The 24231-nt window shown below is 62.3% G+C and carries 22 protein-coding genes; 16 read left to right on the top strand and 6 right to left on the bottom strand.

Features of this window, described 5'->3' with window-relative positions; all coding sequences use genetic code 11:
* Window positions 1-148 precede the first annotated feature (148 nt).
* Window positions 149-733 carry an ABC-type transport auxiliary lipoprotein family protein gene (locus V6767_RS16030; protein ID WP_448474397.1) on the top strand — a complete coding sequence of 195 codons (585 nt, stop codon included), beginning with the start codon at window positions 149-151 and terminating at the stop codon, window positions 731-733.
* A gap of 308 nt (window positions 734-1041) precedes the next feature.
* On the opposite strand, the gene V6767_RS16025 is transcribed toward V6767_RS16030, so the two are convergent.
* From V6767_RS16025 to V6767_RS16010, 4 genes are all read right to left on the bottom strand, one after another.
* Window positions 1042-1731, bottom strand: a complete 690-nt coding sequence (locus V6767_RS16025) for an HAD family hydrolase (RefSeq protein ID WP_448474396.1) — start codon at window positions 1729-1731, stop codon at window positions 1042-1044.
* Window positions 1732-1794: 63 nt separating this feature from the next.
* Window positions 1795-2700, bottom strand: coding sequence for an NAD-dependent epimerase/dehydratase family protein (locus tag V6767_RS16020; RefSeq protein WP_448474395.1), 906 nt, complete (start codon window positions 2698-2700; stop codon window positions 1795-1797).
* Entirely contained in the window at window positions 2697-3557 is an 861-nt protein-coding gene (locus tag V6767_RS16015; protein WP_448474394.1) for a glycosyltransferase, read from the bottom strand. Before V6767_RS16015 ends, V6767_RS16020 begins: the two co-directional genes overlap by 4 nt.
* A gap of 4 nt (window positions 3558-3561) precedes the next feature.
* A complete protein-coding gene (locus tag V6767_RS16010) occupies window positions 3562-4782 on the bottom strand; it encodes an NAD-dependent epimerase/dehydratase family protein (RefSeq protein ID WP_448428148.1) in 1221 nt (406 codons plus the stop codon).
* 181 nt (window positions 4783-4963) lie between these two features.
* On the opposite strand from V6767_RS16010, the gene ybgC reads away from it, so the two are divergent.
* The 14 genes from ybgC (at window position 4964) to V6767_RS15940 (ending at window position 20502) form a co-directional block, all read left to right on the top strand.
* A complete protein-coding gene (ybgC, locus tag V6767_RS16005; protein ID WP_448474393.1) occupies window positions 4964-5419 on the top strand; it encodes a tol-pal system-associated acyl-CoA thioesterase in 456 nt (151 codons plus the stop codon).
* Between the two features lie 336 nt (window positions 5420-5755).
* On the top strand, window positions 5756-6475 hold the full coding sequence (gene tolQ / locus V6767_RS16000; RefSeq protein WP_230720889.1) for a protein TolQ: 720 nt from the start codon (window positions 5756-5758) through the stop codon (window positions 6473-6475).
* 21 nt (window positions 6476-6496) lie between these two features.
* Entirely contained in the window at window positions 6497-6946 is a 450-nt protein-coding gene (tolR, locus tag V6767_RS15995) for a protein TolR (RefSeq protein WP_448474392.1), read from the top strand.
* 9 nt (window positions 6947-6955) lie between these two features.
* On the top strand, window positions 6956-8074 hold the full coding sequence (locus V6767_RS15990) for a hypothetical protein (RefSeq protein ID WP_448474391.1): 1119 nt from the start codon (window positions 6956-6958) through the stop codon (window positions 8072-8074).
* A 73-nt stretch (window positions 8075-8147) separates the two neighbouring features.
* Window positions 8148-9455, top strand: a complete 1308-nt coding sequence (gene tolB / locus V6767_RS15985) for a Tol-Pal system beta propeller repeat protein TolB (protein ID WP_448470970.1) — start codon at window positions 8148-8150, stop codon at window positions 9453-9455.
* Window positions 9456-9666: 211 nt separating this feature from the next.
* Window positions 9667-10209, top strand: a complete 543-nt coding sequence (gene pal / locus V6767_RS15980) for a peptidoglycan-associated lipoprotein Pal (RefSeq protein ID WP_448474390.1) — start codon at window positions 9667-9669, stop codon at window positions 10207-10209.
* 140 nt (window positions 10210-10349) lie between these two features.
* A complete protein-coding gene (gene ybgF, locus V6767_RS15975; protein WP_448474389.1) occupies window positions 10350-11162 on the top strand; it encodes a tol-pal system protein YbgF in 813 nt (270 codons plus the stop codon).
* Between the two features lie 5 nt (window positions 11163-11167).
* Window positions 11168-12490 carry a tRNA lysidine(34) synthetase TilS gene (gene tilS, locus V6767_RS15970; protein ID WP_448474388.1) on the top strand — a complete coding sequence of 441 codons (1323 nt, stop codon included), beginning with the start codon at window positions 11168-11170 and terminating at the stop codon, window positions 12488-12490.
* Between the two features lie 99 nt (window positions 12491-12589).
* The gene (ftsH, locus tag V6767_RS15965; protein ID WP_448428160.1) at window positions 12590-14530 is read left to right on the top strand and encodes an ATP-dependent zinc metalloprotease FtsH; all 1941 of its coding nucleotides are present in this window, start codon (window positions 12590-12592) and stop codon (window positions 14528-14530) included.
* A 224-nt stretch (window positions 14531-14754) separates the two neighbouring features.
* Window positions 14755-16113 (top strand): phosphoglucosamine mutase, encoded by a 1359-nt coding sequence (glmM, locus tag V6767_RS15960; protein WP_448474387.1) that lies wholly within the window; start codon window positions 14755-14757, stop codon window positions 16111-16113.
* 357 nt (window positions 16114-16470) lie between these two features.
* Window positions 16471-17640: a phosphoserine transaminase gene (locus tag V6767_RS15955; protein ID WP_448474386.1), complete on the top strand. Its 1170-nt coding sequence runs from the start codon at window positions 16471-16473 to the stop codon at window positions 17638-17640.
* An 89-nt stretch (window positions 17641-17729) separates the two neighbouring features.
* Window positions 17730-19325, top strand: coding sequence for a phosphoglycerate dehydrogenase (serA, locus tag V6767_RS15950; protein WP_448474385.1), 1596 nt, complete (start codon window positions 17730-17732; stop codon window positions 19323-19325).
* A 117-nt stretch (window positions 19326-19442) separates the two neighbouring features.
* The gene (locus V6767_RS15945) at window positions 19443-20198 is read left to right on the top strand and encodes an EAL domain-containing protein (protein WP_448474384.1); all 756 of its coding nucleotides are present in this window, start codon (window positions 19443-19445) and stop codon (window positions 20196-20198) included.
* Between the two features lie 31 nt (window positions 20199-20229).
* Window positions 20230-20502 carry a hypothetical protein gene (locus tag V6767_RS15940; RefSeq protein WP_448474383.1) on the top strand — a complete coding sequence of 91 codons (273 nt, stop codon included), beginning with the start codon at window positions 20230-20232 and terminating at the stop codon, window positions 20500-20502.
* Window positions 20503-20586: 84 nt separating this feature from the next.
* Here V6767_RS15940 and V6767_RS15935 read toward each other — a convergent pair whose 3' ends face one another.
* Both V6767_RS15935 and V6767_RS15930 read right to left on the bottom strand, forming a co-directional pair.
* Entirely contained in the window at window positions 20587-22017 is a 1431-nt protein-coding gene (locus tag V6767_RS15935) for a DUF1254 domain-containing protein (protein ID WP_448474382.1), read from the bottom strand.
* Window positions 22018-22167: 150 nt separating this feature from the next.
* The gene (locus tag V6767_RS15930) at window positions 22168-22425 is read right to left on the bottom strand and encodes a YjhX family toxin (protein WP_026173266.1); all 258 of its coding nucleotides are present in this window, start codon (window positions 22423-22425) and stop codon (window positions 22168-22170) included.
* A gap of 303 nt (window positions 22426-22728) precedes the next feature.
* On the opposite strand from V6767_RS15930, the gene gatB reads away from it, so the two are divergent.
* Complete coding sequence (gene gatB, locus V6767_RS15925; protein ID WP_448474406.1) at window positions 22729-24231, top strand: Asp-tRNA(Asn)/Glu-tRNA(Gln) amidotransferase subunit GatB; 1503 nt, start codon at window positions 22729-22731, stop codon at window positions 24229-24231.

Raw genomic sequence — 24231 nt, 5'->3', positions numbered from 1 at the left:
CTATGGTTGCAATCCGGCAAGCCACTGAAAAAACAAACATGTCAGGTCTTTGCAATCGCCAGCGTATGCCTTAATTCTGACAGATACCAATTCGGCAAGCCCGGGGAAGTTTGGATAGATGCTTTTTGCCGCGATCGATAAAACCGGAGTGAGACCGCTTCTCGCGCTCGGTCTGCTGGCGGCAGGGCTGAGCGGCTGCGCGTTGCGCCCGGCGCCCGACACCTTCGATCTGTCCGCACAGCCCGTGGTGACCTTAGAGAGCCAGAAGGCGCTGCGCTCCCAGCTTCTGGTGCCGACGCCGTCCGCAATCCAGGTGCTCAACAATCGCGGCATCGTCGTGCGGCTCGGCGGCGCAGAACTGCGTTACCTTGCAGGCGCCCAGTGGAGCGACCAGCTTCCCGTGGTGATCCAGGCGCAGCTTGTGGCCGGCCTTGAGAACACCGGCCTGTTTTCCGGCGTCGGCATGCCGGGGCAGGGGCTCGCGATCGACTATCAGGTCGTGGTCGAGGTGCGCGAATTCGCGATCAACGCCGCGGGGCCGGGCTCCGCCAATGTCGAGCTCTCGGTCAAGCTGCTGGATGATAGAACCGGCGTGGTGCGGGCGCAGAGGCTGTTTAAGGCAAGCGTCCCCGTCAGCGCCGCCGCCTCCAGCAACGTCCTCGTCGCCGCGCTTGACGACGCCTTCTCCCAAGTACAGTCCGAAATCGTAAGCTGGATCGCCCTAGCGCTTTGAGCGGGTGCGATACTGTGGTTAGGTTATCTGGCAGGCGTGGTTAAATCCACTTGCCGCCGGGTTTTGAATGAGGCGTTTGCAGCCATCAATCTCTCCCCTTGAGGGAGAGATGCCCCGACAGGGGCAGAGAGGGGTGAACCCTCTCGATAGGTTCGGAGTTCGCGGTTTTTAGGGCTTACGCCCTTTACCCCTCTCTGTCGCTTTCGCGACATCTCCCCCTCAAGGGGGGGAGATTGTGGCTGGGAGGTCTGGCGGAATGCCGACAGACTGGGGGGCGGCTGAACTTTTTAAAAAAACGCACCGCGCGCTCAGATCGCGTCGGTCCACTCCAGCAGGGCGGTGGCGACGGCGGGGAGGTCGTCCATGCGGTGGATCACCGTTTCGGCGCCGGCTTCGGTCAGCTTGTCGGCGTGGGTGGGCGTGGTGTGCGAGGCGCCGGTGAAGCCGACGACGCGCATGCCGGCGGCCTTGGCGGCGGTGACGCCGTGGACCGAATCCTCGATCACCAGCGTGTTCTTCGGATTCGCGCCCATTTTCTCCGCGCCATGGAGGAAGACGTCGGGCTTCGGCTTCACCCGGTCGGGGCCCAGGGTTTCGGCGGAAAAGATATTGGGCTCGAAGATATCGAGCTGCCCGGTCTTCTTCAGCATCATGCGGACGCGTTCCGGCGTCGAGTTGGAGCAGATGCAACGCGGCTCGGAAAGCTGGGCGACGGCCTCGCGCACGCCGGGGATTGGCTGAAGCTCCCGCTTGATCCGCTCATCGAGCTTGGCGGTTGCGAGGTCAAGAAGGGCGGCGGACAGCGGAATATTGGCTTCGCTTTCCACCGCCAGCAGAATGTTGCGCCAGGTCATGCCGGAAAAGCGCTCGCCGATCTCGCCGGCGGTGATCGGGTAACCGGCATCGCTCAGAAGCCGCGCTTCGACTTCGGCTGCAAGAATTTCGGAATCGACCAGAACGCCGTCGCAGTCGAAGATGATGAGGTCGTAACGGGCCATTTGGGAATCCTGTAAAAAAGAGCGGGCGCGCCGCACATAAACCTGTTCGCGCGGGAGATCAAATCACCCTTCGTTGCGGGCCTCGATAAAACGCGTCACAAGTGTCTGAAGCGTGGCGGAAAGGAGCGGCATGCCGCCGCTGCGCCAGCCGAGCGCGTTGAGCCGCGTCGTGGTCATGGCGCTGACCGCGGTCTGATCGGCGCGCGGCGGCAGGGGATGGGATGATTGCAGCGCCGCCTTCAGCGGCGCGAGGATGGTGTGGGTGTCCGTGACGATGTCCGACACATGAAATGCCTTGCCGGAAATCTTCGGGATCGGCGCGTCGAGCAACGTCAGGAGAGCGCCGGCGAGATCGCGACCATGAACCTCGCTGCCCGCGCGGGCGGCGATCTCCTCGCCGCTGGCATAGCGCTCGAACAGGCTCTCCCATTTGTTGGGCATCAGGTCGCCGTAAACCCCGGTGGCGCGCAGGCTCACTGGAATGAAGCCGGGGCGGGCGAGGGCGAAAAGCGCCTGCTCCACCTCCCGTTTCGCCTTGCCATATAGGCTTTGCGGCTGGGGCGGGGTCGTTTCCGGTAGAGGCATGCCGGCCGGATAGCCATCGAACACCGCGCGGCTCGACAGGAAGAAGGCGTGTTTGACGCCGGCGCGGCATGCCGCCTCGAAAAGCGCGATGCTGCCGTCGACATTGGTTCTGAGGAACCCTGCGGGATCGTCGCCTTCGCCGCCGCGATAGCGCCCGGGCGCGTGGGAGAAGGCGGCGTGGATGAAGACCTCGATGCCTGTGAAAAGGTCCTCGGAGACCGAACCGCCGAGTTCCAGCGGCATAAACCTCACTGGCGCGGCGAACAGGTCCGGCACCGGCGCGGACCTGCCTGCCACGGTCACGTCATGGCCGGCCGCAAGGCATTCTTCGACGATGTAGCGACCGACAAGGCCCGTCCCGCCGCTGACGAGAATGCGCTTCATGCCGGCTTTGTCGGATTTTCGAGCTTGGCGATATCGGGGATGCCGTCGTCGTCGAAATAGGCCCACCACAGGTCGATCAGCGGTTTCAGCTGTTCGGCGCGCGGGTGATCGTCTTCCCACGGCTTTTCATACTGGTAGTGCAGCACGCCGATATCGGACCAGTTCCACAGCTCCGGCATGTTGAACCAGACATATTGCAGCATGTTCATGAACACCGGCAGGCCGTGCCAGTCGGGGAAGAATTGCTGCAGGAAGGTCTGGTCGGTGCGCTTCCAGAACGCCTCGGGCTGGTCGAGGGCGGTCAGCATGGCGGCAAAGGTCTCGACGTCCGGCCGCGCCACGAACACGCCGGAATTCATCCGATGAAAATCGGCAAGGCTTTCGTAGACATTGGGGGCCGCGGAAAACTCCGGATAGAAGAACAGCTTGTCGATGTTTTTTAATACCAGCGCATCGGCATCGATGAAGATCGCCGCGTGATATTCGACAAGCTGCCAGAGCCGCAGCTTGCAGAAATTGTCGAGAGGGGTGTGGAAGCCGGGCTTGCGGCCCTTGGTGAACGGTGCCTCGCCATGGATGTTCTTGCGCGCATGACGCTCGTTGAATTCATCCGACAGCGGAAGATGGTCAACGCCGACCAGCCGGCAGCCGAGATCGGCGAGATGTTTGAGGCCTTCCTCCGGCGCGCCGCCGGTATGCAGCACGACAACATCGGCTGGCGTGCCGGTCAGGAAGATCGACCGCGCCAGCGCCAGCGCGCCCATGGCATAGTCGTTATTGGTAACCAGCGTGACGAAGGCGAACGGATATTTGGCGTCCACGCTGCGGTGGACGCCTTCATTTGCGGGGTCGCTCATGGCCTTACGAGACCGACTTCAGCGACTTGCCTTCCGGATCGCGGTTGATCTTGGTCGCGATGTCCTTGGTCCAGGCGGAGACGGCCGGAACGCGTTTACGATCAACGCGATAGGCGTATTTCTTCGCAATATCGACGATCTCGCCAAGCAGGCCTTCCTTGAGCGTGGTCGGGTTGAGGCCGAGTTCCAGGAACTTGTCGTTCTTCACGATCAGGTCGTTTTCCGGCGCTTCCTTGCGCGGGTTCGGCAGCCAGGCGATCTCGACGCCGGACATGTCGGAGATCATCTTGGCCAGATCGCGCACCCGGTGAGTCTCGGTCATCTGGTTGAAGATCTCGACGCGAGCGTTCTTCTCCGGCGGATTGTTGAGCGCGAGCTCGATGCAGCGCACCGAATCCTGAATGTGGATGAAGGCGCGGGTCTGGCCGCCGACGCCGTGGACAGTCAGCGGGTAACCGATCGCGGCCTGGATCAGGAAGCGGTTCAGCACCGTGCCGTAATCGCCGTCATAATCGAAGCGGTTGATGAGCTGCTCGTGGCGCTTGGTCTGCTCTGTGTGCGTGCCCCAGACGATGCCCTGATGCAGGTCGGTGATCCGAAGCCCGTCATTCTTGGCATAGAAGGCGAACAGAAGCTGATCCAGGCACTTGGTCATGTGGTAGATCGAGCCGGGATTCGACGGGTACAGGATCTCCTGCGAAACCTTGTCGCCGGAATTGGTGGTGATATCGACCGGCAGATAGCCTTCCGGGATCGCCGCACCAACAGTCGAATAGCCGTAGACGCCCATGGTACCGAGATGGACGACATGGGCATCGAGGTCGATCTCAACCAGCGCATTCAGGAGATTGTGGGTGGCGTTGACGTTGTTGTCGACCGTGTAGTTCTTGTGGCGGTCGGTCTTCATCGAATAGGGGGCCGCGCGCTGTTCGGCGAAATGAATGATCGCGTCCGGGCGCTCCTCGGCCAGCCACTGCTTGAGGATCTCGTAGTCCTTGGCAAGGTCGATGAGATGGAAATGGATGCGGCGGCCGGTCTCGGCATGCCAGATGCGGGTGCGCTCCTGGATCGAGTCCATCGGCGTCAGCGACTGGACGCCAAGCTCGGTGTCGATCCAGCGGCGCGACAGGTTGTCGACGATGTGAACTTCGTGGCCTGCATCCGACAAATGCAGCGAGGTCGGCCATCCGACAAACCCGTCTCCGCCCATAACAGCGATCTTCATTGCGCCTCTCCGTTTCATTTCAGCGATTCATCTTGTGCGTTAAACGCAATCAATATGACATAAATGCAATGGTTTTTTTACGCAATCTGCCGCGCGAGGTGAAACAATCCGCCTCCGCCCCGTGTTGCGAGGCGCCATGTTTAGACCTAGTTATGGCCAAAAATTGATGGATGAGGCGGATATGACCGAAACCGAGAATCACGGTCTCAGTGGCTGGCTGGAAAACGGAACGCATCACCTGCGTCAGCGGGTTTACTACGAGGACACGGATTTTTCCGGCGTCGTCTATCACGCGCGCTACCTGCATTTCCTCGAACGTGGGCGCACCGATCTGCTGCGCTGCCTCGGCGTGGAGCAGCGCGCGCTGCACACGATCGACGAGGAAGGTCTCGCCTTCGCGGTTCATCACATGGACCTGAAATTCGTGCGTCCGGCGCGGATGGATGATATCCTCGAGATCACGACCAAAACGGTGAAGGCGACGGGCGCGCGCATGGTGCTGGAACAGGCGATCCACGCCAATGGGCAATTGCTGACAACGGCGACCGTGACCGTGGTGGTGATCAACAGGGCAGGGCGCGCGCGCCGGATGCCCGACGATCTGGCCGCCACGTTGCTTGAAGGTCAGTCGAAGTAAAGTGGCGCAATAAGCCGAAAGCCCTTGGAAACTGGGCTTGCTAAAACATGAGTATTATGTGAAGGAATTCGCGCCGCCGCGGGAGACGTCTGGTGCGGTCAAAGCCTTACCTTCAGGGGCTGGCGATAAAATCGTAACCGGGCGTTAACCATGTTCGGGTATTCTGCGAAAAGCGGAATTTTAAGCCGAGTTGCCTAGCTTTCACCATGATTTTCAAGGACAGGAAGCAAAGATGCGAATCCACTTAAATTCCGAGTTGAACAAACCAGCGTCTCGCAGGCGGCTCTAACCATTTTGCCCGGCTTGCCGGGCCCATCTATTCAAGGACTTCGTCATATGGAACAGCTTGGGTTGGAAGCTACGCACGCCGATGTCGGCCTTCTGGCGCTCTTCTGGCAGGCGGGATTCGTCGTCAAGATCGTGATGCTGGGGCTGATCGCCGCGTCGGTATGGACCTGGGCGATCGTGATCGAGAAGATCATCGCCTACAACAAGGAACGCCGCGCCTATAACCAGTTCGAGGATGCGTTCTGGTCGGGCACCTCGCTCGAAAAGCTCTACAGCAACCTCTCCGATCGCAAGACCAGCGGCATGGCCGCCGTGTTCGTTTCGGCAATGCGCGAGTGGAAAAAATCCTTCGAGCGCGGCGCGCGTGCCCCCATGGGCCTGCAGATGCGGGTCGAAAAGGCGATGGACGTTGCCATCCAGCGCGAATCCGAAAAGCTGGAAGCCCGTCTCGGCTTTCTGGCAAGCGTCGGTTCCGCAGCGCCCTTCATCGGTCTGTTCGGTACCGTTGTCGGCATCATGACCTCGTTCCAGGCGATCGCCGGATCGAAATCGACCAACCTTGCCGTCGTCGCGCCTGGCATCGCCGAGGCGCTGCTGGCAACGGCCATCGGCCTTGTCGCGGCTATTCCGGCCGTTGTCGCCTACAACAAGTTCTCCGCCGATTCCGGCAAGCTTGAAGGCCGCATGGAAGGCTTTGCCGACGAGTTCTCATCCATCCTGTCGCGTCAGATCGACGAAAAGCTGCAGTCGCGTCCGGCTGCCGAATAGCGAGAGACGAGGGATAACGACATGGCAATGTCATTAGGAACAGGCGGGAAGGCCGGCGGCCGAGGCCGCAGGCGCGGGAAGCGCGCGCCCGTCAGCGAAATCAACGTCACGCCGCTCGTCGACGTCATGCTGGTGCTGTTGATCATCTTCATGGTCGCGGCCCCGATGATGACGGTCGGCGTGCCGATCGATCTGCCGGAAACCCAGGCGCAGGCGATGAACTCGGATACCCGGCCGATTACCATCTCGGTCAATCCGGAAGGGCAGATTTTCCTGCAGGAAACCGAAATCCCGATCGACGAGGTCGTTCCGAAGCTGGAGGCGATCGCCACCACCGGCTACAATGAGCGCATCTATGTGCGCGGCGACGCCAATGCCGATTACGGCACGGTCATGAAGGTGATGGCCCGCATTTCCGCCGCAGGCTTCAAGAATATCGGTCTTGTAACCCTGCAGGAACAGGATAGCTGATCTTAGCCCATGAAGCGCAGCCTTGCCATTTCATTCCTGTTGCACTGTCTGGTCCTCGGCTGGGCAGTGTTTGTGCTTGGCGCGCCTTCATCGCTTGAGGTGGCCGATGTCGAAGCGTTGCCGGTGACGCTGATACCGGTGGAAGACATTACCCAGGTGCAGGAAGGCGACAAGACGGCGGAGCTTGCCGATATTGCCGCTCCCGTGCCGACACGGCGGCCGCAGGAGGTCGCCGAGGCGCAGAATGTCGGCGAAAACGACATCGACCTCGAAACCGATACCAACGCGACGCCGGACGACATCGCGCAGGAACAGGCCGCGGTGCCGACGCCTGCCGCCGAGCCGACGCCGGAACCCGCGCCCGTCGAGGAACCGGCTTCCGAGCCGCCGCCGACGCCGCCGCAACCGGCCGAACGTCCCGAACCCGCGCCTGCGCCAGAGCCCACCCCCGCACCGGAGCCAACGCCTGCGCCGACCCCGGAGCCGACGCCTGCGCCTGAACCCGCGCCGGCCCCCGAGCCTACGCCGGAGCCGGAAGCCAGCGAGCCGGCCGCCGAGACGCCGCCGGAACCGGAACTGGCCTTCCCCGACCAGGCGCCGCTGCCGACCCGGCGACCGCCGGAGCCGGTGCTGCGCGAAACCCGCACCGCCGAGGCGCCGCGGACCGACAGCCAGACGACAGCGTCCACGACGGCTGAGGAGGACGTTTTCAATGTCGATGAGATCGCAGCGCTTCTCAACCGCACCGAGGCGACCGGAGGCGGCGCGCAGCGTTCCGAGGCGCCGGCGGCCGCAGGCGCGACCCGCACAACCGGCGGCTCGACGCTCAGCCAGAGCGAGCTTGACGCGCTGCGCGGGCAGATCCAGCGCAACTGGTCGATCCTCGCTGGCCTTGACGGCGCGGACGATGTGCGCATACGCATCCAGATGAAACTCGATCCCTCTGGCGCGATCGTGGGGGCGCCCGAGGTGACTGCCACCGGCGGCAGCGAGAGCGCGCGGCGGATTCTCGCCGGCGGCGCACGGCGCGCGGTGCTGAAGGCCTCGCCTTTCAGCGGGCTGCCGCGGGAAAAATATGATGCCTGGAGCGAGGTCATCGTGAACTTCGACCCGAGCCAGATGCTTTAACTCTTCATTCGGTGCCGCCTGAGGGCGATCCCCGGCGAACCGGAGCAATCAACGCTGAAAGGCCAGTCCTGTCATGCTTAAAAATTGTCTCGTCTTCCTTTCCGTCGCTTGGGCCGGCATCGCCGTCCTGTTCGTGACGCCCGCCAACGCTCTGGTCGAGATCGACATCTCCAGCGGCAATGTGCAGCCGCTGCCGATCGCGATCACCAATTTCATGTCGGACGATGGTCTCGGCGCGGATATTTCCGGCGTCATCGCCGCCGATCTGAAGCGTTCCGGTCTTTTCAAGCCGGTCGACAGCTCCGCCTTCATCGAGCAGATCAGCAATCCCGACCAGACCCCGCGTTTCGAGGACTGGCAGGTCATCAACGCCGAGGCGCTGGTGGTCGGCCGCGTCACCCGCGAGCCGGACGGCAGGCTGCGCTCCGAATTCCGGCTGTGGGATACCTATGCCGGCCAGCAGATCGTCGGCCAGCAGTTCTTCACCCAGCCCGACAATTGGCGGCGCGTCGCCCATATCATCGCCGATTCGATCTATCAGGCGCTGACCGGCGAGCAGGGCTATTTCGACAGCCGCATCGTTTTCGTCTCCGAAAGCGGGCCGAAGACCGACCGCAAGCGTCGCCTCGCGATCATGGATCAGGACGGCTTCAACGTCCGCATGCTGACGGACGGGCAGTATATGGTTCTGACCCCCCGGTTCTCGCCGAACCGGCAGGAAGTGACCTATATGTCCTATGAAAACGACCAGCCGCGCGTCTATTTGCTTCAGCTAGAGACCGGGCAGCGCGAGGTGGTCGGCAACTTCCCCGGCATGACGTTTGCGCCGCGGTTCTCGCCGGACGGTCAGCGCATCATCATGAGCCTGCAGCAGGACGGCAATGCCAATATCTACACGATGGACCTGCGTACCCGCTCGACCACGCGGCTGACGAATACGGGCGCGATCGATACCTCGCCGTCCTATTCCCCGGACGGTAACCGGATCGTGTTCGAAAGCGACCGCGGCGGGCGTCAGCAGCTCTATGTAATGAACGCCGACGGCTCCAACCAGCAGCGGATTTCCTTCGGCGATGGCAGCTATTCGACGCCGGTCTGGTCGCCGCGCGGCGATCTGATCGCGTTCACCAAACAGTCCGGCGGCAAGTTCTCGATCGGGGTGATGAAGCCCGACGGCAGCGGCGAGCGCATTCTGACCACCGGCTTCCACAATGAGGGGCCGACCTGGTCGCCGAATGGCCGGGTGCTGATGTTCTTCCGCCAGAATGCCGGCGAGGGCGGCCCGCACCTTTATTCGATCGACCTGACGGGTTACAATGAACAGCGCATCCAGACGCCGGACTTCGCATCCGACCCGGCTTGGTCGCCGCTGCTGGAGTAGGGCGTGAGGGGCAAGGGCGCTCGCGCCGCAAACGCGGGCTTGCCTTTGACGTTTCCTTAACCATTTCCGTTGAGGGGACGTTAACAGTGATTTGCTAGCTCTTTGCGGCAAGGTCGGCGGTCTGCGTACCGTCCATAGTTTTGAGTTGTTTTTCCGCGTTATCGACCGGGCATCCGGTCCATGTTTTGAACGCTTCTTAAGGAGAGCGGTAATGAGCCGAGCCACGTTTGGGGTTGAAGGCAATGCGAACAAATTCAGGGTAAAGCCCGCCATGGTCGCGCTTTGCGCGGTTCTTGCGCTGGCCGGCTGCGCCAAGGACAACAAGAACAACCTGCCTGGCAACGGCATGGCCGGCGGCGCTGGCTCATCCTCGGGCATCGCCTCTCCGGGCAGCGTCCAGGACTTCGATCTGAATGTCGGCGACACGGTCTATTTCGAAACCGATTCGGCATCGATCACGCCGATCGCGGCCCAGACGCTCGACAAGCAGGCCCAGTGGCTGCAGCGCTACCAGAACTACGCGATCCGCATCGAAGGCCATGCCGACGAACGCGGCACCCGCGAATACAACCTCGCGCTCGGCGCCCGCCGCGCCACGGCCACCAAGAACTACCTTGTGTCGCGCGGCATCCCGGCCAATCGCCTGTCGACGATTTCCTACGGCAAGGAACGCCCGGTCGCCGTCTGCGACAACATTTCCTGCTGGTCGCAGAACCGCCGCACCGTCACCGTGCTGACGGGCGCGGGAAGCTGATCGATCCGAAAGCAGACTTGAAAAACCGGCCTCGCGCCGGTTTTTTTATGTCCGCCGTGCAAGAATGCGCGTTTTGATCTAAATATGGCCAGAAACACAGTGTGCGAAGGTTTGAGGCAAAAGGTTTGGGACATGCGATGATGAAAAAAGCGATGATTTGTCTTCTGGCCGGTTCGGCGATGCTGGGAGGAAGCGCCAATGCGGCTGTCTTTCCCGCATTCGGCAAGGCGGCCGGGCAGAACACGCAGGTGGTGCAGGTGCAGGCCACGGATCCGTCCCTCAGGATCCAGCAGCTTGAGGAGCAGGTGCGCAACCTGACGGGCCAGGTCGAGGATCTGGGCTTCCAGATGCTGCAGATGGAAGAGAAGATCCGCAAGATGCAGGAGGATATGGAGTTCCGTCTGCAGGATCTAGAAAGCGGCATGGCGACGCCGCCTTCGGGAGGCTCCGGCGATGCCGGCAGCCTTGGCAATGATGCGACGGCGACGATGGATGCGCCGCCGCCGAACCCGGAACCTTCGGCGACCGCCGACGTGCCGGCCGATCTGCCCGAAGCGGCCGAAGGCGGCGGCTCCGATGCCGATTTCTACAAGCTCGCTTACGATCTCATTCTCTCCGGCGATTACCAGCAGGCCGAGGAGGCTTTCGGCGAGTTCGTGTTGAGCTATCCCGACAGCCCGCTCATTCCCGATGCCAGCTTCTGGCTCGGGGAATCGATGCTGGCGCAGCAGAAATACAACGAAGCCGCCAAGACATTCCTGAATGCCTACAAGGCCTATGGCGATTCCGCCAAGGCGCCGGAAATGCTTCTGAAGCTCGGCCAGTCGCTCGCCGGAATGGACAACAAGGACGCCGCCTGCGCGACCTTCGCCGAAGTGCCAACGCGTTATCCCAACGCCGCCCAGGCCGTGCTGACCAAAGCCCAGGCCGAAATCAAGGCCAATGGATGCTGACCTCGGTGTCAGCCGGATCAGATGAGTTTTCCAGAGGGCAACCCGCCCTCAATGCCGCCCGCAGCTTCGTGAACCGGCTCAAGCCTGACCGTCATGTTCTGGTCGCGGTATCGGGCGGCAGCGATTCGCTCGGGCTGCTGGTCGCGCTTGTCGAAGCCGCCGACCAACTTTCCCGCCGCGACATCCGCATTTCGGCCGCGACGGTCGATCACGGCCTGCGCGCGCAATCGGCCGATGAAGCGGCAACGGTCGCGCGCTTCTGCGCCACACGCGCGATTTCACACGAAACGCTTCCCTGGCGCGGCGAAAAGCCGGCGACGGGGCTGATGGCCGCCGCCCGCGACGCCCGCTACCGCCTGCTCGCCGACCACGCCGCCCGGATCGGGGCGGACGTGATCGCCGTGGCCCACACGCTCGACGATCAGGTCGAAACGCTTGCAATGCGCAAGGCCCGCAGCCCGGTGCCGCCGGTATCCGGAATGGCGGCGGAAACGCTGGTGATGGGACATGTCTGGACGGTGCGTCCGTTCCTGTCCGTTTCCCGTCAGGCGATCCGGGACCTGCTGGTTACGCGCGGCGTTGCGTGGATCGATGACCCCTCCAATGACAATCCGCGTTATGAACGGGTGCGGGTGCGCCGGTCGCTTGGCGGCGCGGTCGCGGCGCCGGGCGCCGAGGCTGCCATGGCCGGGCATATGCGCGCCCGTCTCTCTGAAGCTGCGGCCAGCCTTTTCGGAGCCTGCGCGCGCATTCATGACGCTACGGTGGCCGAGGTCGATGCGGAGCCTCTCTTGCGCAATCGGGAGGCCGCCCGCTACCTGCTGAATGTGTTGACGGCAATTATCGGCGGCGAGACCCACGGGCCGGGGAAGGCCGCCCTTGCCGATATTGTGGCGATGGCCGAAGCGCCGCATGGCGCGCGCATGACGGCCGGGCGTTGCCTGTTTGAACGCAACAGGGAAAGCCTGTTCATCCTGCGCGAACGGCGCGGTCTTGAGCGCATCGAGGTTCGCCCGCACACCACGTGCATCTGGGATGGCCGGTGGCGGATCGAAAACCGTTCGGACGCGAGCGTTGAAATCGAGCTCGCCGGCGGCGAACCGATCAAGGCCTTCGCCGCGCTTCCGCCACGCCTTTCAAAGCTGGCGCATTCGACCATGCCGTCGGCAGGGCAGGGCGCATTGCCGCAAGGGGGCGCAGTGAGCCGAATCCTGTCGCCCTACCGGCACTATCTACCCGGTTTCGACCTTGCGCTGGCCAACCGGATGGCGGAGGCCTTCGGGGTTTCGCCTTTCCGCGCGCCGGGCTATTTCGTCGCGGAAGATTAAACTTGGGATGCGCTTGTCTTGGCAAGACATGGCGTCGACCCTATGTTAGGCGTAACTCAGCGGCACCAACGTGCCGATCATATGATTTCGGGGATTTTGATGAACCCAAACTTACGCAATATTGCGCTGTGGGCCATAATCGCGTTGCTGCTGGTCGCGCTGTTCAGCATGTTCCAGTCGACGCCGTCGCATAATGGCGCGACGCAGGTGGCCTATTCGCAGTTCGTCAGCGATGTCGATTCCGGCAAGGTCAAGGATGTGACCATTACCGGCAACACCATCACCGGCACTTACTCCGGCGGCGGCGGCAAGACATTCCACACCTATGCCCCGGTTATCGACGATTCCCTGCTCACCAAGCTTGAAAACGCCAATGTGAATGTGGATGCCAAGCCGGTGAATGACGGCTCCGGCGGCATTCTGAGCTATGTCGGCACGCTTCTGCCGATGCTGTTGATCCTCGGCGTCTGGCTGTTCTTCATGCGCCAGATGCAGGGCGGCTCGCGCGGGGCCATGGGTTTCGGCAAGTCCAAGGCCAAGCTTCTGACCGAGGCCAATGGCCGCGTTACCTTTGACGATGTCGCCGGCGTGGACGAAGCCAAGCAGGATCTTGAGGAAATCGTCGAATTCCTGCGCGACCCGCAAAAGTTCCAGCGCCTCGGCGGCCGGATTCCGCGCGGCGTGCTGCTGGTCGGCCCGCCCGGTACCGGTAAGACGCTGCTGGCGCGCTCGGTCGCCGGTGAGGCCAATGTGCCGTTCTTTACTATTTCGGGTTCCGACTTCGTGGAAATGTTCGTCGGCGTCGGCGCATCGCGTGTCCGCGATATGTTCGAGCAAGCCAAGAAGAACGCGCCCTGCATCATCTTCATCGATGAAATCGATGCGGTCGGCCGTCATCGCGGCGCCGGTCTTGGCGGCGGCAATGACGAGCGTGAGCAGACGCTGAACCAGTTGCTGGTCGAGATGGACGGTTTCGAGGCCAATGAGGGCGTGATTCTCATCGCCGCCACCAACCGCCCCGACGTTCTGGACCCCGCGCTTCTGCGTCCCGGCCGTTTCGACCGTCAGGTCGTGGTGCCGAACCCGGATATTGTCGGACGCGAACGCATTCTGAAGGTGCATGCCCGCAACACCCCGCTGGCCCCGAATGTCGACCTCAAGGTCGTCGCCCGCGGCACGCCCGGCTTCTCCGGCGCGGACCTGATGAACCTCGTCAACGAGGCGGCGCTGATGGCCGCAAGGCGCAACAAGCGTCTGGTGACCATGGCCGAATTCGAGGACGCCAAGGACAAGATCATGATGGGCGCCGAGCGGCGTTCCACCGCGATGACCGAGGCGGAAAAGAAGCTGACCGCCTATCACGAAGCCGGTCACGCGATCGTGGCGCTCAAGGTGCCGGTCGCCGACCCCGTCCACAAGGCGACGATCATTCCGCGCGGCCGCGCGCTCGGCATGGTGATGCAGTTGCCCGAGGGCGACCGCTATTCGATGAGCTACAAGTGGATGATCTCCCGCCTCGCCATCATGATGGGCGGCCGCGTTGCCGAGGAAATCACCTTCGGCAAGGAGAACATCACCTCCGGTGCATCCTCCGATATCGAGCAGGCCACCAAGCTTGCCCGCGCGATGGTGACGCAATGGGGCTTCTCGGACGAACTCGGTCACGTTTCCTATGGCGAGAACCAGCAGGAGGTCTTCCTCGGCCATTCGGTCTCGCAGTCGAAAAATGTGTCCGAATCGACCGCCCAGAAGATCGACAGCGAAGTCCGCCGCCTGATCGACGAGGCCTATGCCGAGGCGACCCGTATCCTGACCGAAAATCGCGAGGGTTTCGTGCAGCTCGCCGAGGGCCTGCTCGAATACGAGACGCTCTCCGGCGACGAGATCAAGGCGATCCTGAAGGGCGAGAAGCCCGCCCGCGATCTCGGCGACGATACCCCGCCTTCGCGCGGTTCCGCGGTGCCCTCCATGGGGCCCAAGAAGGACGCGCCCGCGCCGGCTGACGGCAAGGGCGACGGGTTCGAACCGCAGACCAACTGATCATCTAACCGCCGGCCCCAAAGCCGGCGGTTTTTTTGTTGGCGTTTGCAAGGGCGGGCCGGGACGGCGTTTGCGGGGCAACTGGTCAATCGCGCCTCGGTAACGCCATGTTAGAGGTGTTGACGTTATTTTAAGTGCCCTGAGGGCGATAATCTGCGAAGACACTCTCGTTTGTATTTTAGTTTTGGAGCGACGCGGCACGCGCGGCGCTGAAGAGGATTGCCATGACACGTAAATATTTCGGTACCGACGGTATTCGCGGACAGTCGAATGTTTTTCCAATGACGCCGGATCTGGCGATGCGCGTGGGCATCGCCGTCGGCACGATCTTCCGGCGCGGCGATCACACCCATCGCGTGGTGATCGGCAAGGATACGCGGCTTTCCGGCTATATGCTGGAAAATGCGCTGGTGGCGGGCTTCACCGCGGCCGGCCTCGATGTCTACCTGCTCGGCCCGATCCCGACGCCGGCCGTCGCCATGCTGACGCGCTCTCTGCGCGCCGATGTCGGCGTGATGATTTCGGCCTCGCACAACCCCTTCGCCGATAACGGCATCAAGCTGTTCGGACCCGATGGCTACAAGATGTCCGACGAGATCGAGGCGCGGATCGAGGCGCTGATCGACCGCGACAATTTCCATGCTCAGCTCGCTCGTTCGAGCGAGATCGGCCGCGCGAGCCGCGTCGAGGGCGATATCTATCGCTATATCGAGTTCGTCAAGCGCACCCTGCCGCGCGATGTGACGCTGCACGGCCTCAGGGTCGTCATCGATTGCGCCAATGGCGCGGCCTACAAGGCGGCCCCGACGGCGCTCTGGGAACTCGGCGCCGATGTGGTGGAGATCGGCACGGAACCGGATGGTCTCAACATCAACAAGGAATGCGGCTCCACCTATCCCAAGACCCTGCAGGAAAAGGTGCATGAGGTGCGCGCCGATGTCGGAATCGCGCTCGATGGCGATGCTGACCGCGTTATCATCGTCGACGAGCAGGGCAGCATCATCGATGGCGATCAGGTGATGGCCGTGATCGCCGGCAACATGGTCGAGGACAAGGAATTGAAGGGCGGCGGCGTGGTGGCCACGGTGATGTCCAATCTCGGCCTTGAGCGCCATCTGAACGGCATGAATCTCGACCTGGTGCGCACCAAGGTCGGCGACCGCTACGTCGTCGAGCATATGCGCAAGAACGGCTACAATGTCGGCGGCGAGCAGTCCGGCCATATCGTGCTGTCCGATTTCGGCACCACCGGCGACGGGCTGGTGGCGGCGCTGCAGGTGCTGGCCGCCGTCAAGCGCGCGGGCAAGCCGGTCAGCGAGGTCTGCCGCAAGTTCGATCCCGTGCCGCAGCTTCTGCGCAATGTCCGCATCACCGCCGGCGCGGCTCCCCTGGAAGACGGCAACGTCAAGAAGGCGATCGCCGATGCCGAGGCCGAACTGAAAGGCCGCGGCCGCCTAGTGATCCGCCCCTCGGGCACCGAACCGCTGATTCGCGTCATGGCCGAGGGCGACGACCCGGCACAGGTCGAAAGCGTGGTCTCGGGCCTGATCGACGTGATTTCGAGCGTGCGCACCGCCGCGTGAGGCTGGTTCTGTCACACCGCATCGCAGCCCATAATCTCTCCCCTTGAGGGAGAGATGCCCCGACAGGGGCAGAGAGGGGTGAACCCTTTCCGAGAACACGGCGTTTGCGGTTTATGCCCTATACCCCTCTCTGTCGCTTTCGCGACATCTCCCCCTCAAGGGGGAGATTGATGGCTGCGATGCCGAGGCGTCACTGCGGTATTCGGTCGTCTGGCAGTCGGCAAAATACCACGCGCGGCTGATTTTGCCCTTTTAAGCCGTCACAATTATTTCGCTTGCCAAGACCCCAAAGCTTCCATATATCCGACGGCGGGACACCTCTCCCCAACGAGAGGCCACTATCTGAAAGGGTAGACTATGACTGACATGACCAAGCCGGACGTGCGTCCGGTCAATCCCCGCTTTTCTTCTGGCCCCTGTGCGAAGCGTCCCGGTTGGACGCCCGAAGCACTCAATGATGCGCCGATTGGCCGTTCCCACCGCGCGAAAATCGGAAAGGCGAAGCTCAAGGAAGCGATCGACCTTACCCGCGAAATCCTCGGCGTTCCCGGCGATTACCGCATCGGCATCGTGCCGGCCTCGGATACCGGCGCGGTCGAGATGGCGCTGTGGTCGCTGCTCGGCGAACGCGGCGTTGACATGCTCGCCTGGGAAAGTTTCGGTTCGGGCTGGGTGACCGATGTCATCAAGCAGCTGAAGCTCAAGGACGCGCGCAAGATCGAAGCGCCTTATGGCCAGCTCCCCGACCTTTCCACTGTCAATTTCGACAATGACGTGGTCTTCACCTGGAACGGCACGACCTCGGGCGTGCGTGTTCCGAACGCCGATTTCATCCCCTATGACCGCAAGGGCCTGACGATCTGCGACGCGACCTCCGCCGTGTTCGCGCAGGACCTCGATTTCAACAAGCTCGATGTCGTCACCTTCTCCTGGCAGAAGGTGCTGGGCGGCGAGGGCGGCCACGGCGTATTGATCCTCAGCCCCCGCGCTGTCGAGCGGCTGGAAAACTATACGCCGGAATGGCCGCTGCCGAAGATCTTCCGCATGACCAAGGGCGGCAAGCTGATCGAGGGCATCTTCGTCGGCGAAACCATCAACACGCCCTCCATGCTCTGCGTCGAAGACTATCTCGATGCGCTGAAATGGGCGAAGAGCGTCGGCGGCCTTGAAGGTCTGATGGCGCGCGCTGATGCCAATGCCAAGGTGATCTTCGATTTCGTCGAGAAAAACGACTGGATCGAAAACCTCGCCGAAGTGGCCGAGACCCGCTCCAACACCTCCGTCTGCCTCAAGATCGTCGATCCGGCGGTTCTGGCGCTTGATGATGCCGGACAGGCCGCCTTTGCCAAGGCGATCGTGTCCGCGCTCGACAAGGAGGACGTCGCCTACGATATCGGCGCCTATCGCGATGCGCCGTCCGGCCTTCGCATCTGGGCCGGCTCCACGGTCGAGACCGCCGACATGGAAGCGCTGATGGGCTGGCTCGACTGGGCCTTCCGGGCTGAAAAGGCCAAGCTCGCCGCCTGAGCGAGACGAATTGACGAGGCTCGCGCCGACAGTGATCGCCCGTGCGAGCCGTTCATTCCAGAGAATTATTCTTTTTGAAGGAGGCCATCATGGCACCTCGCGTACTCGTATCCGACGCGCTGTCGGAAGCTGCTGTCCAGATCTTCAAGGATCGCGGCATTGATGTCGATTTCCAGCCGAAGCTCGGCAAGGACAAGGAAAAGCTGCTCGAAGTCATCGGCCAGTATGATGGCCTGGCGATCCGCTCGGCCACCAAGGCGACCGAGAAGCTGATCGAGGCGGCAACCAATCTCAAAGTCATCGGCCGCGCCGGCATTGGCGTCGACAATGTCGATATCCCGGCCGCCTCGCGCCGCGGCATCATCGTCATGAACACGCCCTTCGGCAACTCGATCACGACGGCCGAACATGCGATCTCGCTGATGCTGGCGGTCGCCCGCCAGATCCCCGCCGCCGACGCCTCGACCCAGGCCGGCAAGTGGGAGAAGTCGAAATTCATGGGCGTCGAGATCACCGGCAAGACGCTTGGCGTCATCGGCGCCGGCAATATCGGCTCGATCGTCTGCAACCGCGCGCTCGGCTTGAAGATGAACGTCATCGCCTACGACCCCTTCCTTTCGCAGGACCGGGCCGAGAAGATGGGCGTCACCAAGGTCGAACTCGACGAGCTTCTGGCCAAGGCCGACTTCATCACGCTTCACGTGCCGATGACCGACAAGACCCGCGGCATCCTGAACGCCGAGGCGCTGGCCAAAACCAAGAAGGGCGTGCGCATCATCAACTGCGCCCGCGGTGGTCTGGTGGATGAGGCGGCTCTGGCCGAAGCCATCAAGTCCGGCCATGTCGCCGGCGCCGGCTTCGACGTGTTCGAAACCGAGCCTGCGACCGAGAGCCCGCTTTTCGGCCTCGAAAACGTTGTCTGCACCCCGCATCTCGGCGCATCGACCACGGAAGCGCAGGAAAACGTGGCGCTTCAGGTTGCCGACCAGATGTCGGATTACCTGCTGAAGGGCGCGGTCAGCAACGCCATCAACATGCCCTCGATCTCGGCCGACGAGGCCCCGCGCCTGAAGCCGGTGATCAAGCTGGCGGAAGTGCTGGGCGGCTTTGCCGGTCAGGTGACGGAAAGCCCGATCAAGCAGGTCGAGGTGCTCTATGACGGCATCTTCGCCGACATGAACACCACGGCGTTGACCAGCGCGATGCTGGCCGGCCTGCTGCGCCCGGTCGTGGCTGATGTCAACATGGTGTCGGCGCCGATCATGGTGAAGGACAAGGGCATCATCCTGCAGGAAGCAAAGCGTGATAAATCAGGCGTTTACGATGGTTATATCAAGCTGACGATCACCACCGAGAAGCAGACCCGCTCGGTCGCCGGCACGGTGTTTTCCGATGGCAAGCCGCGCTTCATCCAGATCAAGGGCATCAACATGGATGCCGATGTCGGTCGCCACATGATCTACATCGCCAACACCGACGTGCCCGGCATGATCGGCTTCATGGGCTCCACGCTGGGCGACGCCGGCGTCAACATCGCCAACTTCCAGCTCGGCCGCGACAACCAGGGCGGCGACGCGATCGCGCTGCTCTACGTTGACGAGGAGCCGAAGCAGGAAGTCCTCGACAAGCTGCTCGCCCATCCGGCGATCAAGCAGGCGAAGCCGCTGGAATTCGCGGTCGAATAGAGGCAGTTTCTGAAAATCACGGCCCGGCTTCCTTTTGGGAGCCGGGCTTTTTTTGTGTCGAAAGTGCTCTACATTGACGGGATGTATCTGCGAACGCGCCAATCGAAGAGAGTATGAATGCCTGAAACATGTATCGGCTGCCGAGATGGCGAGGCCCTGGCATTTGATTTCTCCATGGCATTTCAGCCGATCATCGACCTCCGCGACGGCTCGATTTTTGCCTATGAGGCGCTGGTGCGCGGCACTGCCGGCGAGGGGGCTGCCTCCGTCTTGAGCAAGGTGACGCAGGACAACCTCTATGCGTTCGACCAGCGCTGCCGTGTCAAGGCGGTCGAGCTTGCCGGCGGGCTCGGACTTGTGGAAACAGGGGCGCGGCTCTCGATCAACTTCATGCCGCGCGCGATCTATGAGCCGCGGGCCTGCATCCGGCTGACCCTGTCCGCCAGCCGTCGCTGCGGCGTGCCCGCCGAGCGGCTGATTTTCGAGTTTACCGAAGGCGAGCAGATCGACGCCGATCGGCTCAATGCGATCCTCACGGTTTATGAAGAGCTCGGCTTCCGCACCGCGATCGATGATTTCGGCGCCGGCCATTCGGGACTGTCGCTCCTCGCCGACGTCACGCCGTCGATCCTGAAGCTGGATATGGCGCTGGTGCGCGGCATCGACAGCAACCGCTCGCGCCAGAGGATTGTTCGCCATATGCTTGCCCTGGCGGACGACATGTCGGTCGAGGTGATCTGCGAGGGGGTTGAGACCGCGGCGGAACTGGATACCCTTGCGGGACTGGGCGCCGGTCTGGTGCAGGGCTATCATCTCTGCCGGCCGCAGTTCGAACGGCTCGCGGCGCCGGAGGAAATACAGGGGCTCGGCTGAACCGGACCCGGGAGATCACGAGGAGAGGATCATGCAGACATCCGCGCTGAACGCGCTCGATCAGGCGCTGGAACAGCTTGCGGCTGCCCACTTCAAAATGGGCCCGGCATGGGAGGCGACCCATGAGCTTTGCCAGGCGCATGAGGGCGAAAGCCTGTTCGATGCCGCCCATGCGCTCTGCCACCGGATCGAAGGCGATGACCGCAATGCCGGCTATTGGTACCGGCGCGCGGGAAGGCCGGTTTCGACGGCAAGCCTTGCGGAGGAATGCGCGGCGCTGCGGGCGGAGATTGCCGGGGCCTGACCGCGGCGCCCACCCGAGTCATTCCAGGATGAAGAAAAGGTCGGGCCGCGCCTTCTTAAAAAGCGCGGCCCTTTCTCGTCGCACTCAATTATTTGCAAGTTCGACCGCCGGCGGGCTCCAGGCGCCGCTCAGCACGGCGAGTTCCGGCCAGTAGAGGCGCATCGTCAGGCTGAAGTGGCCGCTCTCGGGCGCCGGCAGCCAGTTGGCTTCCTTGTCCTTGCCGGGCGATTCGCGCTGAATGTAGATATCGATCGAGCCGTCGGGATTTTTCTTCAGCGGGTCGTTGCTGCCGAGCGTGTAACGGTCAATCGCATTCTTGGCGAAGAACTGATCCTGATTATAAAGCGTGACCGACCAGAAGGCGCGCGACGGCGGGGTTTCGCCCTTGTCGAAATGCAGGACATAATTGTTGGAACTGTCGAACGGATTGCCATCGGCATCCACGAAGGCGCTGGGATAGACGGCGTCAACCGGCTTGTTGGCGCCGAGCCCGCCAAAGGCAACGCCGGCGCGATGCATGTAGTCGGAGCCGTAGCTGCCGATCCCGGTCAGATTGATCCGCCAGCCGTTGACGAGTTCGCCGGATTTCACCCAGGTGTTCTTGATGAAGGGCAGAACCTTGGCGGGCGCCTCTGCGATCGCGTCCTGCACGGCCTGCGGCTGTTTCGACGGATCGTAGCTTTCGCCGGGCACCAGCCCGATCTGGCGCATCAGGTCGACGGCGGAATCGTCGTTGGCGTGGGGCGGGTTTTTCTTCATCAGCTCGGCGAAGCGCTGGAAGAAGGCCACACCGTCGAGCTTTTCGATCTGGGTAACCGGGGAGGTCATGTCCTGGGCGGCGTTGACCGTGCCCTTCGGCGCAACATAGTCGGTTCCCCAGGCGCTGAGGGGCACGGCCTTCAGGTCTTTCTGGAAGGCATGGACGGCATCGTAATCGTCCTTGCCCCTGGTTTCGATCCGTCCGAGCATCCAGCCATTGGCCGTGGGGCTTTGATAGGCCCGCACACCGTCGGGCAGTTTACCCTCCCAGCCGGGGCCGACGATCGCGAAAGTATAGGCGTCATCGCCGGTGGTCCGGCTTCCGGGTGCGGCATAGACCTCGGTCCACTCGTCCATCATCTGGAAGAGGTAGTACCGCCCCTTCGACGGCGGAACCGAAATGATAAGCGGTTCCTTCGAAACATCATAGGTGAGCGAGGAATAGAGCGTGTTGGCATTGGGCCGGACAACGGTGTCGAAGGAGGCGTCGGGAAAGGCCGCCAGATTGGCGAACTGGTTGATCGGCGCGCTGACGCCTCCCGGTTCGGCGACATTGGTGGAGATCGCCGTGCTGACATCCATCAGCACCATCGGATAGGCCATCACATAGATCGAATAGACGATCGCCTTTGCCTGTTCCTCGGTCAGCGGGCTTTTGGCCTCGACCTGGGTTTGGGCAAACACCGGAGCGTTGACCACCGGCGAGAATGTCACCGCGAGACTGAGCGCGGCAATGGCAACTGGTTTTAGCTTCATCGGGTATCTCCTCTAGGTTGTGATACCCGAGTTAGCGGTAAAGTTGAAGAAATTTTGTGACGTGTAATAGTTTCGGGACCGCGGCAGGTTGACGCAGCTCACTGCCCGACGGTGCAAAGGCGCGGCGCAGATATGCGCCGCCCCCCTTATTTACCGGTTGTCCGGCTGGCTTCGCACCAGTTCCAGTCCCCGTGCGGTGATCTGGTAGGGGCGGCCGCCGCGCGAACGGATCGCCCGCTTGGCCTTCAGCTTGCGAAACAAAGTCAGGTCGAGGCCGGGATAGCGCCAACCCTCGCGGGTGTAGCAGTCGATCCGCTCGATCTTCCGTTTTTCGGTTCTGATGAGTTCGATCCTGCCGCCCTGGGCGAGCAGATGAAGTATGCGCTGTTCATCGCGCGAGATGTCCATGGTCGTCAATTCCGGATGGGCGTCCTGAAGACGCGTGAAAACGGTTCCCGAAAGCATTCGCCTTGCGGGGCTCTTCGTTTTCGGCCGCTGCGCGCATCATGCCCCAAGGGGCAGAGCGGGCAGGGCCCTTACCGGGATTCCTGACGGTTAGACATAAACACTCCGTGTTGACCGACACGAGATAGTCGCGCTGCGGCCGAAGGTCAAGGTTTTGAAGGGCTGCGGCCCACCCAATCGCTTGCGTCTTGCCACACTTTGCTCTACCTCACCAACGATATCCCGTGAATGAACGATGAGCTGACCATGACCATTGTCGATACCCGCACGCCCGATCCCAAACGCCTGATTCCCGGCGCGACCGGCGATTGGGAAGTCATCATCGGTCTTGAGGTGCATGCGCAGGTCACCAGCAATGCCAAGCTGTTCTCCGGCTCGTCCACCACATTCGGCAAGGCGCCCAACGCCAATGTCTCGCTGGTGGATGCGGCCATGCCCGGCATGCTGCCCGTCATCAACGAGGAATGCGTGAAGCAGGCCGTGCGCACCGGTCTCGGCCTCAAGGCCAAGATCAACAAGCGCTCGATCTTCGACCGCAAGAACTATTTCTATCCGGACCTGCCGCAGGGTTACCAGATTTCCCAGTACAAGGACCCGATCGTCGGCGAGGGCACGATCACGATTTCGCTCGGGCCGGACAAACAGGGCAATTTCGAGGATATCGAGATCGGCATCGAGCGGCTGCATCTGGAGCAGGACGCCGGCAAGCTGATGCATGACCAGCATCCCTCCTTCTCCTTCGTCGATCTGAACCGTTCGGGCGTGGCGCTGATGGAGATCGTCTCCAAGCCGGACCTGCGGTCTGCCGACGAGGCCAAGGCCTATGTCACCAAGCTCCGCACTATCGTCCGATATCTCGGCACCTGTGACGGCAATATGGATGAGGGGTCGCTCCGCGCCGACGTCAACGTCTCCGTGCGCAAGCCGGGCGGTGAATTCGGCACCCGCTGCGAGATCAAGAACGTCAACTCGATCCGCTTCGTGGGCATGGCGATCGAGAGCGAGGCGCGGCGCCAGATCGATATTCTGGAAGAGGGCGGTGCGATCGATCAGGAGACCCGCCTGTTCGACCCGATCAAGGGCGAAACCCGGTCTATGCGCTCCAAGGAAGACGCGCATGACTACCGCTATTTCCCCGATCCGGACCTGCTGCCGCTCGAATTCGACGATGCCTTCATCGCGGAACTGGCGAAAGACCTGCCGGAACTGCCCGACGACAAGAAGGCCCGTTTCGTCGAAAAGCTCGGCCTGTCGGTCTATGACGCATCCGTGCTGGTCTCCGACAAGGCGGTGTCCGATTATTACGAGAAGCTTGCCGAGGGCCGCGATGCGAAGGCTGCCGCCAACTGGGTGATCAACGATCTGCTCGGCGCGCTCAACAAGGCAAGCAAGGGCATCGACGAAACGCCGGTCTCGCCGGAACAGCTCGGCGCCATTCTCGACCTGCTGAAGGAAGGCGTGATCTCCGGCAAGATCGCCAAGGACCTGTTCGAGATCGTCTGGAACGAAGGCGGCGACCCGAAACAGATCGTCGAAGACCGCGGCATGAAGCAGGTGACCGATACCGGCGCGATCGAGAAGATCGTCGACGAGATCATCGCCGCCAATCCCGAACAGGCCGAAAAGGTCAAGGACAAGCCCTCGCTTGCCGGCTGGTTCGTCGGCCAGGTGATGAAGGCCTCTCAAGGCAAGGCCAATCCGCAGGCGGTGCAGGCGCTGGTCAAGGAAAAGCTGGGCGTCACGGAGTAA

The sequence above is a fragment of the Martelella sp. FLE1502 genome (genome assembly GCF_053484255.1).
The sequence above is the reverse complement of the archived record's forward strand: the minus strand, read 5'-3'. Positions and strand labels throughout refer to the sequence as shown.

Coding starts and splice junctions, on each gene's coding strand:
- V6767_RS16025 (WP_448474396.1), bottom strand. CDS start 1,731: ATGGCCCGTTACGACCTCATCATCTTCGACTGCGACGGCGTTCTGGTC.
- V6767_RS16020 (WP_448474395.1), bottom strand. CDS start 2,700: ATGAAGCGCATTCTCGTCAGCGGCGGGACGGGCCTTGTCGGTCGCTAC.
- V6767_RS16015 (WP_448474394.1), bottom strand. CDS start 3,557: ATGAGCGACCCCGCAAATGAAGGCGTCCACCGCAGCGTGGACGCCAAA.
- V6767_RS16010 (WP_448428148.1), bottom strand. CDS start 4,782: ATGAAGATCGCTGTTATGGGCGGAGACGGGTTTGTCGGATGGCCGACC.
- ybgC (WP_448474393.1), top strand. CDS start 4,964: ATGACCGAAACCGAGAATCACGGTCTCAGTGGCTGGCTGGAAAACGGA.
- tolQ (WP_230720889.1), top strand. CDS start 5,756: ATGGAACAGCTTGGGTTGGAAGCTACGCACGCCGATGTCGGCCTTCTG.
- tolR (WP_448474392.1), top strand. CDS start 6,497: ATGGCAATGTCATTAGGAACAGGCGGGAAGGCCGGCGGCCGAGGCCGC.
- V6767_RS15990 (WP_448474391.1), top strand. CDS start 6,956: ATGAAGCGCAGCCTTGCCATTTCATTCCTGTTGCACTGTCTGGTCCTC.
- tolB (WP_448470970.1), top strand. CDS start 8,148: ATGCTTAAAAATTGTCTCGTCTTCCTTTCCGTCGCTTGGGCCGGCATC.
- pal (WP_448474390.1), top strand. CDS start 9,667: ATGAGCCGAGCCACGTTTGGGGTTGAAGGCAATGCGAACAAATTCAGG.
- ybgF (WP_448474389.1), top strand. CDS start 10,350: ATGAAAAAAGCGATGATTTGTCTTCTGGCCGGTTCGGCGATGCTGGGA.
- ftsH (WP_448428160.1), top strand. CDS start 12,590: ATGAACCCAAACTTACGCAATATTGCGCTGTGGGCCATAATCGCGTTG.
- glmM (WP_448474387.1), top strand. CDS start 14,755: ATGACACGTAAATATTTCGGTACCGACGGTATTCGCGGACAGTCGAAT.
- V6767_RS15955 (WP_448474386.1), top strand. CDS start 16,471: ATGACTGACATGACCAAGCCGGACGTGCGTCCGGTCAATCCCCGCTTT.
- serA (WP_448474385.1), top strand. CDS start 17,730: ATGGCACCTCGCGTACTCGTATCCGACGCGCTGTCGGAAGCTGCTGTC.
- V6767_RS15945 (WP_448474384.1), top strand. CDS start 19,443: ATGCCTGAAACATGTATCGGCTGCCGAGATGGCGAGGCCCTGGCATTT.
- V6767_RS15940 (WP_448474383.1), top strand. CDS start 20,230: ATGCAGACATCCGCGCTGAACGCGCTCGATCAGGCGCTGGAACAGCTT.
- V6767_RS15935 (WP_448474382.1), bottom strand. CDS start 22,017: ATGAAGCTAAAACCAGTTGCCATTGCCGCGCTCAGTCTCGCGGTGACA.
- V6767_RS15930 (WP_026173266.1), bottom strand. CDS start 22,425: ATGGACATCTCGCGCGATGAACAGCGCATACTTCATCTGCTCGCCCAG.
- gatB (WP_448474406.1), top strand. CDS start 22,729: ATGACCATTGTCGATACCCGCACGCCCGATCCCAAACGCCTGATTCCC.